The 13,361-nt window shown below is 69.8% G+C and carries 10 protein-coding genes and 1 pseudogene; 7 read left to right on the top strand and 4 right to left on the bottom strand.

Annotation, left to right across the window (positions count from 1 at the left end; translation table 11 throughout):
* The first annotated feature begins 107 nt into the window (after positions 1-107).
* The 7 genes and pseudogenes from ptsP to KHC27_RS03370 all read left to right on the top strand — a co-directional run bounded on the left by ptsP (position 108) and on the right by KHC27_RS03370 (position 9,886).
* Positions 108-2,636: a phosphoenolpyruvate--protein phosphotransferase gene (gene ptsP / locus KHC27_RS03395; RefSeq protein WP_213335041.1), complete on the top strand. Its 2,529-nt coding sequence runs from the start codon at positions 108-110 to the stop codon at positions 2,634-2,636.
* A complete protein-coding gene (gene pfkB / locus KHC27_RS03390; protein ID WP_213335039.1) occupies positions 2,633-3,613 on the top strand; it encodes a 1-phosphofructokinase in 981 nt (326 codons plus the stop codon). Before ptsP ends, pfkB begins: the two co-directional genes overlap by 4 nt.
* A gap of 36 nt (positions 3,614-3,649) precedes the next feature.
* A pseudogene (locus tag KHC27_RS21980) lies at positions 3,650-3,814 on the top strand (PTS sugar transporter subunit IIB); the annotation flags it as partial.
* A gap of 77 nt (positions 3,815-3,891) precedes the next feature.
* A complete protein-coding gene (locus KHC27_RS21495; RefSeq protein WP_343210820.1) occupies positions 3,892-5,406 on the top strand; it encodes a PTS fructose transporter subunit IIC in 1,515 nt (504 codons plus the stop codon).
* A gap of 108 nt (positions 5,407-5,514) precedes the next feature.
* Positions 5,515-6,144, top strand: coding sequence for a nitroreductase family protein (locus KHC27_RS03380; RefSeq protein WP_213335037.1), 630 nt, complete (start codon positions 5,515-5,517; stop codon positions 6,142-6,144).
* 185 nt (positions 6,145-6,329) lie between these two features.
* Positions 6,330-7,196, top strand: coding sequence for a phosphotransferase (locus KHC27_RS03375; RefSeq protein ID WP_213335222.1), 867 nt, complete (start codon positions 6,330-6,332; stop codon positions 7,194-7,196).
* 245 nt (positions 7,197-7,441) lie between these two features.
* The gene (locus tag KHC27_RS03370; protein ID WP_213335034.1) at positions 7,442-9,886 is read left to right on the top strand and encodes a GcvT family protein; all 2,445 of its coding nucleotides are present in this window, start codon (positions 7,442-7,444) and stop codon (positions 9,884-9,886) included.
* A 41-nt stretch (positions 9,887-9,927) separates the two neighbouring features.
* Here KHC27_RS03370 and KHC27_RS03365 read toward each other — a convergent pair whose 3' ends face one another.
* From KHC27_RS03365 to KHC27_RS03350, 4 genes are all read right to left on the bottom strand, one after another.
* Positions 9,928-10,686, bottom strand: a complete 759-nt coding sequence (locus tag KHC27_RS03365; RefSeq protein WP_213335031.1) for a DeoR/GlpR family DNA-binding transcription regulator — start codon at positions 10,684-10,686, stop codon at positions 9,928-9,930.
* Positions 10,687-10,917: 231 nt separating this feature from the next.
* Complete coding sequence (locus KHC27_RS03360) at positions 10,918-11,769, bottom strand: CheR family methyltransferase (protein ID WP_213335028.1); 852 nt, start codon at positions 11,767-11,769, stop codon at positions 10,918-10,920.
* Positions 11,766-12,968: a protein-glutamate methylesterase/protein-glutamine glutaminase gene (locus KHC27_RS03355; RefSeq protein ID WP_213335025.1), complete on the bottom strand. Its 1,203-nt coding sequence runs from the start codon at positions 12,966-12,968 to the stop codon at positions 11,766-11,768. The genes KHC27_RS03360 and KHC27_RS03355 overlap by 4 nt, the downstream gene beginning before the upstream one ends.
* Positions 12,965-13,345 (bottom strand): response regulator, encoded by a 381-nt coding sequence (locus KHC27_RS03350; RefSeq protein ID WP_213335023.1) that lies wholly within the window; start codon positions 13,343-13,345, stop codon positions 12,965-12,967. Before KHC27_RS03350 ends, KHC27_RS03355 begins: the two co-directional genes overlap by 4 nt.
* Positions 13,346-13,361: the final 16 nt, after the last annotated feature.

The raw sequence follows: 13,361 nt of genomic DNA, 5'->3' as shown, positions 1-13,361 counted from the left end.
CCGTCCAAGCCATTGCAGGAATATGAATTTCCTTTGACATCCTTTGTGGAAACGATACCACTTGGGCAACAAAGTGGTCGGGCTACAAAAGGTCAGGGAGGTGTCGCATGTCCTTCACCGCTGAGGGTGATCTGCTGCCGCGTGAGTTGATCCGCCTCGCCGCCAGCCCGGCCGACAAGGCCGCCGCCATCGCCGAGGCCGCGCAGATGCTGGTCGCCGCCGGCTGCGTCGATCCGGGCTATGCCGACAGCATGGCGAAGCGCGAAAAGGTGGCGAACACCTTCCTCGGCAGCGGCGTCGCCATTCCCCATGGCTTGGGGGAGGACCGCAACATGGTCCGGCGCAACGGCATCGCCATCCTCCAGGTGCCCGAGGGCGTCGAGTGGAACGAGGGGCAGACGGCCCGGCTGGTCGTGGCGATCGCCGCCCAGTCCGATTCCCACATCACCATCCTGCGCCGCCTCACCCGCCTGCTTCAGGACCCCGAGCATCTCGGCCGGCTGATGATGACCTCCGATGCCGGACTCATCGCCGCCGCGCTCGGCAGCGACCTGCCGGCCGCCCCGCCGGTGGCGGCCGCGGAAGATCTCGGCCCCGGCGTGCGGTGGACGGTGGACTATCCCACCGGCCTTCATGCCCGCCCCGCCACCGCCTGGGTCGACACCGCCAAGCGCTTCACCGCCCAGTTGCGGGTGCGCCATGGCGGCGAGGCGGCGGATGCGAAGAACCTCATCGCTCTGCTGCAGCTCGGTCTGCGGCCCGGGGACGAGGTGGTGCTCTCCGCCGCCGGGCCGGATGCGACGGCCGCGCTTGCGGCGCTGCGTCAGACGGTTGCCAGCCTCAGCGCGCAGGAAAAGGCGGATGCCGCCCTTGCCGCCAGCCGCGCCCGGCAGGCGGCCCGCGGCGGCTGGACCCCACCGGGCGCGGCTCCGGCGCTGTCCGGCGTCGCCGCCGCCCCCGGCCTCGCCATCGGGCCGCTTCATGTGCTGAAGGGCGGTGCACCGGCGGTGCGGGATGTGCCGGTCGGCCTCGCCGAAGGCGCCACGCTGCTTGACCAGGCCCTCACCCGCACCCGCGAGCAGCTCACCGTCCTTGCCGACGACACCGCCCGCCGGCTCGGCGCGGCCGATGCCGGCATCTTCAAGGCGCAGGCCGAACTGCTCGCCGACACCGACCTCATCACCGGCGCCTGCCAGTTGATGGTGGACGGGCACGGGGTTGCCTGGGCGTGGAACGAGACGGTCGAGGCCATGGCCGGTCGGCTGGCCGCCCTGGGCAATCCGGTGCTCGCCGGCCGCGCCGCCGACCTGCGCGACGTCGGCCGCCGGGTGCTGGGCAATATCGACCCGGCTCTGCGGGCCGCCTCGCTGCGCGACCTGCCGCCGGCGCCGTGCATTCTCGTCGCTCCCGACCTCTCGCCCTCCGACACCGCCGGGCTCGATCCCGCGCGGGTCATCGGCCTCGTCACCGCACTGGGCGGTCCGACCTCGCATACCGCCATCCTCGCCCGCACCCTCGGCCTGCCCGCCGTGGTCGGGGCGGGGGCTGCCGCGCTGGAGCTCGCCGCCGGTACCGAAGCCATCCTCGACGGCCAGACCGGGCGGCTGTATCTCGCGCCCGCCGAGGCGGACCTCGCCTCGGCGCGAGCCTGGCAGGCACGAAAGGCCGCCGAGCGCGCCCGCGAGGCCGAGGCCCGTGCGCTTCCGGCCCGCACTCGCGACGGAACGCACATAGCCATCGGCGCCAATATCAACCTGCCGGACCAGGCCACTTTCGCCCTCGCTCAGGGCGCCGAGGGGGTGGGGCTGATGCGCACCGAGTTCCTCTTTCTCGAGCGCAGCGCGACCCCGAGCGAGGATGAGCAGTTCGAGATCTACTGCGCCATGTCCCAGGCGCTCGGCGGGCGCCAGCTCATCGTGCGCGCGCTCGACATCGGCGGTGACAAGCAGGTGGCCCATCTCGACCTGCCCCATGAGGAGAACCCGTTTCTCGGCGTGCGCGGCGCCCGGCTGCTGCTGCGTCGGCCGGACCTTCTGGAGCCGCAGCTCCGCGCGCTCTACCGCGCCGCGAAGACGGGTGCCGAGATTCTCATCATGTTCCCGATGATCACCTCGGTCGGCGAGCTCATCGCGCTCCGGGCGGTGTGCGAGCGCATCCGGGCCGGGCTTGAGGCGCCGGCCATACCGGTCGGCATCATGATCGAGGTGCCCGCCGCCGCGCTGCAGGCGGAATCGCTGGCCCGCCACGCCGATTTCTTCTCGGTCGGCACCAACGATCTCACCCAGTACACGCTGGCGATCGACCGGCAGAACCCGCAGCTTGCACCGGAGGTCGACAGCCTCCACCCGGCGGTGCTCCGCCTGATCGAGGCCACCGTCTCCGGCGCTGACAAGCATGGTCGCTGGGTCGGGGTCTGCGGCGGCATCGCCGGCGAGCCGTTCGGCGCGGCGCTGCTGGCCGGGCTCGGCGTGCACGAGCTGTCGATGACGCCGCGCGAGGTGCCGGCGGTGAAGGCGCGGCTGCGCGCCAGCGAGATGCCGGCGCTGCGCGCCCTCGCCGCCGCCGCGCTCGCCTGCGAGACCGCCGAGGAGGTGCGTGCGCTGGACGCTGCCGCGGCCGAAGAGATCGCGGCATGAGCACGCCGGTTGTCACCCTCACCCTTAACCCGGCGATCGACCAGACCGTGACGCTGGACGCCCTCACCCCCGGCGCGGTGCACCGCGCCGCCGGGGTGCGCCACGATGCCGGCGGCAAGGGCGTGAATGTCGCCTCCTGCCTCGCCGACTGGGGCGTGCCGGTTGCGGCGGCGGGCCTGCTCGGCGCCGACAACGCGGCGCCCTTCACCGCGCTCTTCGCAGCCAAGGGCATTGCCGACCATTTCCTGCGGGTGGCGGGCGAGACCCGCACCAACATCAAGCTGGTGGACCGCCGGGCCGGCGACACCACCGATATCAACCTGCCGGGCCTGCGCCCCGGACCGGCGGCGCTGGCCGCGGTCGAGGCGGCTCTGGATGGCCTTGTGGGCGACGGTACGGTGGCGGTGCTGGCCGGCAGCGTGCCGGACGGGCTCGATCCCGGCGCCTACGCCCGGCTCATACCCCGCCTCGCCGCCCGCGGCGCCCGCGTGGTGCTCGACACCAGCGGCGTTCCGCTGGCGCGGGCGCTGGCCGGGGAGATGCCCTTCTGCGTCAAGCCGAACCGCCATGAGCTGGAGGTCTGGGCCGGGCGCCGGCTGACCGACCGCGCCGACCTGCTGGGTGTTGCCCGCCGGCTCAACGCCGCCGGCGTCGGTCTGGTGGCGGTCTCCCTCGGCGCCGAGGGCGCGCTGTTCGTGACCGACCGGGAGGCCCTGCATGCCGGGGCGCTGGAAGTCACCGGCGGCAGCTCGGTCGGTGCCGGGGATGCGATGGTCGCCGGCCTCGTCGCCGGCCTCCACGACGCGCTGCCCCTCGGCGCGCTGGCCCGCCGCGCCACCGCCTTCGCCGTTGCCAAGCTGGGACGGCCGGGTCCGCATCTGCCCGAGCGCACCACGGTCGAGTCCATCGCCGCCGCCGTCGCCGTCACCCCGGCCGAGGGCTGGGCGGCCGCCGCATCAACCCCCGCACCCATCTGAAGCCGAGGCGGGCGAAGACCCGCCGGGGAGGAACCGATGTCTCAGTTCGTCGCCGTGGTCGGATCCTCCGACACCAGCGTCCACGCCATGCTCGCCGCCGAGGCGCTGCGCAAGGCCGCCCGGGCGCTCGGCAAGGCTCTCGCCGTCGAGGTGCGCACCCCCGAGGGCGTGGTGAGCGCTCTTACCTCCGCCGAGATCGGCTCGGCCGATGCCGTGCTGCTGGTGGGGGCGGGCGAGCTCGACGCCAGCCGTTTCGGAACGATGCCGCGCCAGGCGCGGTGTCGCTGGAGGAGGTCTTCGCCGACGCCGCCGGTGCGCTGGGCCGCCTCGACGCCGCGGCGCCCTCGGCGGTCGCCCCCCCGGCCGCGGCGCCCGCCTCATCCGCCGGCGCGACCCGGAAGATCGTCGCGATCACCTCCTGTCCCACGGGTATCGCCCACACCTTCATGGCGGCGGAGGGGCTGGCCAATGCCGCCAAGGCGCTCGGCCATGCGATCCGGGTGGAGACGCAAGGCTCGGTCGGCGCGCAGGACGCGCTGACGGCGGAGGAGATCGCCGCTGCCGATCTCGTCATCATCGCCGCCGACCGGCCGGTTGATCTCGGCCGTTTCGGCGGCAAGAAGCTGTTCCAGTCCCCCACCAAGCCGGCGATCACCGACGGGCAGGGCCTTATCCGCAAGGCGTTCGCCGACGCCACGGTGATGGCCGGAGCGGGGGCCAGCCTTGCTGATGCCGCGGCCGCCGCCAAGGCCGAACGGGCGGTGAAGGCCGGCCCCTACAAGCACCTGATGAACGGCGTGTCCTTCATGCTGCCCTTCGTGGTGGCGGGCGGGCTGCTGATCGCCATCGCCTTCGCGCTCGGCGGCATCTATGCCTATGACGACGCCCACAAGGGCACACTCGCCTATGATCTCTTCCAGATCGGCGCGAAGGGCGCGTTCGCGCTGATGGTGCCGGTGCTGGCGGGTTATATCGCGTTCTCCATCGCCGACCGTCCGGGCCTCGCCCCCGGCATGATCGGCGGCATGGTGGCGGCCAATCTGTCGGCCGGCTTCCTCGGCGGCATCATCGCCGGGTTCATCGCCGGTTACGGCACCGATTTCCTCAACCGCTCCATCAAGCTGCCGCGCAACCTCGCCGGCCTGAAGCCGGTGCTGATCCTGCCGATCCTGGGTTCGCTGCTCACCGGCCTTGCCATGATCTATGTCGTGGGCGGACCCACCGCGCAGCTCCTCGCCGCGCTGACCGAGTGGCTGAAGGGCATGCAGGGCTCCAGCGCCATCCTGCTCGGCATCCTCATCGGCGGCATGATGGCGTTCGACATGGGCGGGCCGATCAACAAGGCGGCCTATGCCTTCTCCACCGGCCTCATCGCCAGCCAGGTCTATACTCCGATGGCGGCGGCTATGGTGGCGGGCATGACGCCTCCGCTCGGTCTCGCGCTGGCGGCGCAGTTCTTCCCCGAGCGGTTCACCGCCGATGAGCGCGAGGCGCGCAGCGCCGCCGCCGTGCTCGGCCTTGCCTTCGTCACCGAGGGCGCCATCCCGTTCGCGGCGCGCGATCCCTTCCGCGTTCTGCCGTGCCTGATACTGGGCTCGGCGGTGGCGGGGGGCATTTCCATGGCGATCGGCGCGGAGCTGCGGGTGCCCCATGGCGGCGTGTTCGTGCTGCCGATTCCCAACGCGGTGTCGCATCTGGGCGGCTATGTCGTCGCCCTGGTGGTCGGCAGCGTAGTGACGGCGCTGGCCTTGCGGCTGGTGAAGAAGCCGGTCGATGCGCTCGCCGTGAAATAAGCTCCACTTCTGACGCAGCGTCACGGCTTGCGGCGAGAGCGCCGTATATCCAGCTACCGCGGGATCGCAAGGTCGGGGGGCGTCCCGATGGACAGCAGGAGATACGGCATGTTGCTCGACCGCCTGAAATGGCGCTACGCGACCAAGAAGATGGACCCCGCCAAGCGGGTGCCGGAAGAGAAAGTGGACCGCATCCTCGAGGCGGCCCGCCTCGCGCCGACCTCGAGCGGGTTGCAGCCCTTCGAGATCATCGTCGTGAAGGACCCCGCGGTACGGGCGAAGATCCTGGAGGTGGGCTACGGCCAGAGCCAGATCGTAGACGCCTCTCACCTCCTCGTCTTCGCGGCGTGGGACAACTACACCGCGGAGCGGATCAACGAGGTCTATGACCGCATCGCCGCCGAGCGCGGCGGCGAGACCGAGGGGCTGAAGGCCTATCGCCAGCGCCTTCTCGACGGCTATCCCGGTCGCGACCCGGAGGCGAACCACCAGCACGCCGCCCGGCAGGCCTATATCGCCTTTGGCCTCGCCATCGCCGCCGCCGCCTTCGAGGAGGTCGACGCCACGCCGATGGAGGGGTTCGACCCCGACGGGGTCGACGCCATTCTCGGGCTGCGCGAAAGGGGGCTGCGTTCCGTCACCCTGCTGCCGCTCGGCTATCGCAAGAGCGGGGAGGACTGGCTGGACGGACTGAAAAAAGTGCGCCGGCCGCGCGAGGCGCTGGTCACCACCGTCTGATCGAGCCGGAGGGGCGTCGCACGAGCGGCGCCCCTCTCGCTTCATTTCCACATAAAGCCACCTTTCATGTGGGATCGTGCTTCGAGCGGCCGCCACGCCGTTGCGCGCGCCCGGCTTTGCCGCCACTCTCGCTGGACCGAGGACGAGGGCTGGAGAGGCAGGTGACGAAGACCGCGTTCGATCCCATGGAGGGCATACGCTCCCTGCCGATTTTCCGCGGCGAGGTGGATGTCGCCCCCCTCGCGGGCGGCATCACCAACAAGAACTACCGGGTCATCGACGGTGCCGCCGGTTATGTCGTGCGCTTCGGCGAGGATATTCCGGTCCACGGCGTCATGCGATTCAACGAGCTCGCCGCCGCCGAGGCCGCCCATGCCGCCGGCATCTCGCCCGAGGTGGTGTTCTCGACGCCGGGGGTGATGGTCACCCGCTTCCTGCCCGGGCGATCGCTGACACCCGAGGATGTGCGCCGCCCCGACATGCTGCCGCGCATCGTCGATCTCGTCCGCCGCTGCCACAGCGAGGTCGCCCGCCATATCCGCGGGCCTGTGCTGGCTTTCTGGGTGTTCCAGGTCATCCGCTCCTATCTCGCGACGCTGGAGGCGGAAGGCTGCCGGATCGCCGCACGGCTTCCGGCCCTGCGCGCGGCAGCGGAGGAAACCGAGGCGCTGGTCGGCCCGGTGAGCATCGTGTTCGGCCATAACGACCTGCTTGCCGCCAATCTGTTCGACGACGGCGAACGGCTCTGGCTGCTCGACTGGGACTATGCCGGTCTCAACAGCCCGCTGTTCGACCTCGCCAACCTCGCCTCCAACAATGGTTTCGGCCCGGCGGAAGAGGAGGCGATGCTCGCCGCCTATTTCGGCGGGGAGCCGGGCGAGGCGGCGCGACGCGGTTTCGCGGCGTTCAAGTGCGCGTCGCTGCTGCGCGAGGCGCTCTGGAGCGCGGTGTCGGAAACGCGCTCCGACATCGCCTTCGACTATGTCGCCTATACCGAGGACTACCTCGCCCGTTTCGACGCCGCTCTGGCGGTGCTCCGCGGCGCGGGCTAACGCAATAACCGCAACAGGTGCGGCGCCGCACGTACACCTTCAGGTAGGTGTGTCGGCCTCTCATTTCCTGGCGTTGCCGTCTTGCGCATGCTCAGGCGACGGTCCGGCTTCCGCGTATGGGTGACGTGTTCTGAGGGATAATGTGGGATTGTGTTGACTTTGTCCGGTGAGCCGGTCGACACTTCCGCGCCGTGGAATGGGCAGGCGCGCCGCACCGGGCGCGACGCCGGCAATGGGGTGAGGGAATGGCCGCTTTTCCGACGCAGGCACGCATCGTCGTCATAGGCGGCGGCATCATCGGCACCTCCACGGCCTATCACCTCGCCAAGATGGGGGTGAAGGACGTCGTCCTGCTGGAGCGGCACAAGCTCACCTCCGGCAGCACCTGGCATGCGGCGGGGCTGGTCGGCCAGCTGCGCTCGTCCGCCAACATCACCCAGCTTCTCGGCGAATCGGTGAAGCTGTACCGCACGCTGGAGGCCGAGACCGGCCTCGCCACCGGCTGGAAGATGAATGGCGGCCTGCGGCTGGCCTGCAATGCCGAACGCTGGACCGAGGTGAAGCGGCAGGCCACGACGGCGCGCTCCTTCGGGCTCGAAATGCACCTGCTCACCCCGAAGGAGGCGCAGGCGCTGTGGCCGCTGATGGACATTTCCGACGTGGTTGGCGCTGCCTTCCTGCCGACCGACGGCCAGGCCAACCCGACTGACATCACCCAGTCCCTCGCCAAGGGCGCGCGCACCCATGGCGCCCGCCTCATCGAGAATATCGCGGTCACCGGAATCGAGGTGGTGGCGGGACGCGTGGTGGCGGTGGAGACCAGCGAGGGACGCATCGCCTGCGAAGTGGTGGTGAACTGCGCGGGACAGTGGGCACGCGAGGTCGGCCGGCTCGCCGGGGTCAATGTGCCGCTGGTCTCGGTGGAGCACCAGTACATGGTCACCGAGCCGATCCCCGGCGTCACCCCGAACCTGCCCACCCTGCGCGATCCCGACCGGCTGACCTACTACAAGGAGGAGGTCGGCGGCCTCGTCATGGGCGGCTATGAGCCGAACCCCATCGCCTGGGCGGTGGACGGCTTTCCCAAGGCGTTCGACTTCCAGCTTCTGCCGTCCAATTTCGACCACTTCGAGCCGATCATGGAGCTCGCCCTCGGCCGGGTGCCGGCGCTGGAGACGGCCGGCGTGCGCCAGCTCATCAACGGCCCGGAGAGCTTCACGCCAGACGGCAATTTCATCCTCGGCGAGGCGCCGGAGTTGGCCAATTTCTTCGTCGGCGCCGGCTTCAACGCCTTCGGCATCGCCTCCGGCGGTGGCGCCGGCAAGGTTCTGGCGGAATGGGTCGCCGGCGGCGAGCCGCCCTACGATCTCTGGCCGGTGGACATCCGCCGCTTCGGCCGCAATCACGAGGATGTCTCCTGGGTGCGCCAGCGCACGCTGGAGGCCTATGGCAAGCACTACACCATCGCCTGGCCGCATGAGGAGCACGCCAGCGGCCGTCCGCTGCGCCGCTCCCCGCTCTACGACCGGCTGAAGGCGCAGGGCGCGGTGTTCGGCGAGAAGCTGGGCTGGGAGCGGCCGAACTGGTTCGCCGCCCCGGGCGAGACCGCCGCCGACAGCCACACCTTCGGCCGGCCGAACTGGTTCGCCCCGGTCGGGCGGGAGCACAAGGCGGCGCGCGAGGGCGTCGTCGTCATCGATCAGAGTTCCTTCGGCAAGTTCCAGCTCATCGGGCAGGATGCCGAGGCGGCGCTGGCCTACCTCACCGCCGCCGATGTCTCCGGGCCAGTCGGCAGCCTCGTCTATGCCCCGATGCTGAACCCGCGCGGCGGCATCCAGTGCGAGCTCACCGCGGCCAAGGTGGGCGAGGGCGAATTCTACATCGTCTCCGGCACCGCGCTGGCCACCCATGACCGCAGCTGGATCCGTCGCCATATCCCCGCGGGGCTGGATGCCCATCTCGTCGACGTCACCTCGGCCTATGCCGTGCTCACGCTGGCTGGCCCTAAGGCGCGCGAGGTGCTGGTGAAGCTGACGCGGGAAGACGTGTCCGACGCCGCCTTTCCTTTCGGGCGGGCGCGGCGGATCGGTGTCGCCGGCGCGCCGACCCTGGCGCTCCGGCTGTCCTATGTCGGCGAACTCGGCTGGGAACTTCATCTGCCGACGGAGTTCGCCGTCACGGTGTATGAAGCGCTCATGGCGGCGGGGGCAGAGGCCGGCATCGTCAATGCCGGTTACCGCGCCATCGAAAGCCTGCGGCTGGAAAAGGCGTTCCGGGCCTGGGGCTCGGATATCGGGCCGGACCATACCCCGTTCGAGGCCGGCCTCGGCTGGGCGGTGCGGGGCGGCGACGTGCCTTTCCTCGGCCGCGAGGCGCTGGAGGCCCAGCGCGGCACCCGGCTGAAGAAGATGCTCTGCACCTTCACGGTGGACGACCCCGACATCGTGCTGCTCGGCCGCGAGACCATCTACCGCGACGGCGAACGGGTGGGCTGGCTGTCTTCCGGCGGCTTCGGCCACACGCTTGGAAGGCCGGTGGGCCTGGGCTATGTCCGGCAGAAGGAGGCCGGGCTGGACGAGGCCTGGCTTGCCGCCGGCCGTTATGAGCTGGAGGTGGCGACGGAGCGGGTGCCCTGCACGTTGCATCTGGAGCCGCCCTACGACCCCGCCATGGCCCGCATGTTCGGCTGAGGCGCGGGCGGCTGGGGATGGCCGGTCGCCCGGGACTGGTCCTAGGGCGGGGTGACGAGACGGACATCCGCCTGCCGGCAGAGCCGGGCGAATTCCGGGCTCGGCGCGCCATCGGACACGATGACGTCGATCGCGGCGAGGTCGCAGACCCTGACCGGCGCGTCCCGGCCGAACTTCGAGGTATCGGCGATGACCCAGGTCTCCCGCGCCTGCTTCATGGCGGCACGTGAGAATTCGGCCTCGAACAGATGGAAATCGACGAGATCACCGCGGCCGGTGACGCCGGCCACCGAGATAAGGGCGTATTTCACCTCGAACTGGCGCAGGAAATCCAGCGACCCCGCGCCAAAGGCGGCGGCGTCGTCGCCGCTCAGCTCGCCGCCGGCCATGAAGACACGGTTGTTGTTTCGCGAGGACAGGCGGCAGGCAATCTGGGCCGAGTTGGTCACGGCGACGAGGCCGGAATGATCGCGCAAGGCCTCCGCGACATAGGTGGTGGTGGTGCCGTTGTCGAGGATAAGGCTGTCGCCGTCGTGGATCATGCCCCGGACGAGGGCGGCAACGCGGCGTTTCGACTCGCGGTTCACCTGCATGCGGCGCTGGAACGGCGGTTCGTCCTGATGGTCCGGGTCCATGATGCCGCCATGGAACCGAAGCAGGGAGCCGTTCTCGATCAGCGGCCGGATGTTGCGGCGGATCGTTTCGGTCGAGACGGCCAGTCGCTCCGCGAGATCGGTGATGCTGTAGCTGCCGCTCTCGCGTACGGCGTGCAGAATGTCGCTCTGCCGCTTCAGGGACATGGCCTCGACCTCTCACCGCTGGCGTGCGGCCGGAAATCGCCGGCCGCACATGCATCGTACCCACATGAATTTTGGTTTTCTGTGGGAAATGCAACGACAAAAGGCACGGAGCATCATGCTCCCCGGCGAGGCAACGCCAATGCCTCGCTCGTCCGGTTCGGTCCTGACCGCGGACTGCGCCTGGCCTTGCTCCGCCGCAGCGGCGACGAGGGTTGTCAGGCAAGGGTGCGGCTATTCGGCCGCGCGGAAGGCCACGGGTGCCGCCGCCCCGGCCGCCGCCTGGATATAATAGCCACGCTGCGGTCCGGCCACGAAGTCGCTGGAGATGCCGAGCACGGTCTCGGCGCCACCCAGGATCAGGTAGCCATCCTTGGTCAGCACCTTCGCCACGCGGGAGAGGATCTCGGCCTTGGTCGGAATGTCGAAATAGATCAGCACATTGCGGCAAAAGACGATGTCGAACATGCCGAGGTGGCTGAAGGGTTGCAGCAGGTTCAGGTTGGAGAAGCGCACCATGGCGCGTATATCGTCCGAGACCTGCCAGAGTTCTCCATTTTTCTTGAAGTAGCGCAGCAGGTACTGCACCGGCAGACCGCGCTGCACCTCGAACTGGTTGTAGATGCCCTGCTGGGCGCGGGCGATCACCTCCGTCGAGAGGTCCGTCGCGATGATCTCCACCTTGCGGCCGCCAAGCAGGCGGGCATTTTCCTGAAGCAGCATCGCGATGGAGTAGGGCTCCTGCCCCGTCGAAGCCGCGGCACACCAGATCCGCAGAGGCTGGCCTGCCGGGCGTCGGCGGCACAGATCGGGGAGGATCGTGGCCGTCAGCAGCTCGAACGGGCTCTTGTCGCGGAAGAACAGCGACTCGTTGGTGGTCATCGCATTCACCACCGCCTCGACCAGCGGGGCGGGAGGAGCGTCCCGCAGCTGGGCGACGAGACGGCTCATGTCCGGCAGGCCGAACTTCTGCAACACCGGATCGAGCCGACTCTCGATCAGATACTGCTTGTCCTTGGAGAGAGCGAGGCCGGACTTGATCTTCAGGAACCGGCTGAGAAAATCATAATCGCTGGCGGATATCATTCCCGTCCCCCTGTCACGAGGCGCGTCACCCGTCGGCCGATGTCGGCGATCGGGAGAACGGCCGCGCAGGCTCCCGCGGCGAAGGTCGCGCCCGGCATGCCCCAAACGACACTGCTTTCTTCATCCTGGGCGAGGATGCTGCCGCCGCTGTCGGCGATGCGCACGGCGCCCTTGGCCCCGTCGGCGCCCATGCCCGTCAGCACCACGCCGAGCGCGGCCGTCCCGTAGAGCGCCGCGACCGAATCGAACAGCGGGTCGACGGCCGGACGGCAGAAGTTCACCGGCGGCTCCTCGTTCAGGCGAATGAGGACCTGCCCGTTTTCCTTCACGAGCTTCATGTGGAGGCCGCCGGGGGCGACATAGATCTGCCCCGGCCGGATCGCCTCGCCGTCGCGTCCCTCGGCACAGGGCCGCCCCGAGGCGCGGGCGATATGCTCGGCAAGGATAGGGGTGAAGGTGGCCGGCATGTGCTGGACCAGCACCACCGGGATGCTGCCGATATACGGTCCGACGTCGGCGAAGAGCCGTGTAAGCGCCTGGGGCCCGCCGGTGGAACTGCCGATCGCGAGAATACCGACCGGCATCATCGAGAAGGGTCGCATCCGCCGCGGCGTGGCGGGCGCGCTCTCGGGGCCGGAGGCCACCACCGCCGGAGCGGGCGCGAAGGCCGTCGTAGAGGCCACGGCCGCCGGTGCGGCGGTGCTGACGGCCGCGGGGCCGATTGGCGGACGCGGAATCCCGCGCCGGCGGGCGCGGGCACCGAGGCTCCTTGCTTTCGCGAGCAGCTCGCTGCGGAATTCGTCGGCGGCGGCGACGCCGCGGGCGGCGTCCGGCTTGGGAATGTAATCGGCGGCTCCGAGCGTCAGCGCCCGCAGGCTGACTTCCGCACCCCGGCGGGTGAGCGCGGAAGCGACCAGCACCGCCGTGCCGGCCTTGCGTTCGAGGATGAGAGGGAGGGCGGTGAGGCCATCCATCTGGGGCATCTCGAGGTCCAGAATGACCAGGTCGGGCTGGGCACGCTGCACGTCGTCCGCCGCCCGCCGGCCATTTGCATGACTGGCGACGACCTGGAACTCGCCGCTTTCGCTCAGCCAATTCGACAGCAGACCCCGGATGAACACCGAGTCGTCCACGATCATGACCTTGATGGGAGCGGCGCCGGCGGATGTTGGCGGAGCGGAGGCGGCATTGGCGGTCATGGAGCGGGTTTCTCCAGCAGGCCGACCTCTTCGAGCTTTTCCCGGAGGATGTCCTCGTCGAACGGCTTCATGATGTACTCGTCGGCACCGAGCGACAGTGCCCGCGCGATGTGGTCGATCTCGTTCATCGTCGTGCAGAAGATGACCTTGGGGGCGGAGCCCCCCTCGCTCGCGCGCAGCCGCTCGAGGAACTGCAGCCCGTCGGTGACCGGCATGTTCCAGTCGAGCACGATGCCGTCCGGCATGCTGCCGGAGCAGCGCTGCAGCGCGCGCTCGCCGTTGTCGGCCTCCTGGACGTCGAAGGACCAGCGTTCCAGCATGCCGCGCACGACTTTGCGGACGACGGCGGAATCATCCACCACAAGGCAGGTTTTCATGGGAGTTTTCCCGTGG

This window comes from Ancylobacter lacus, assembly GCF_018390635.1.
In the GTDB taxonomy this organism is placed as follows: Bacteria; Pseudomonadota; Alphaproteobacteria; order Rhizobiales; family Xanthobacteraceae; genus Ancylobacter; species Ancylobacter lacus.
The sequence above is the reverse complement of the archived record's forward strand: the minus strand, read 5'-3'. Positions and strand labels throughout refer to the sequence as shown.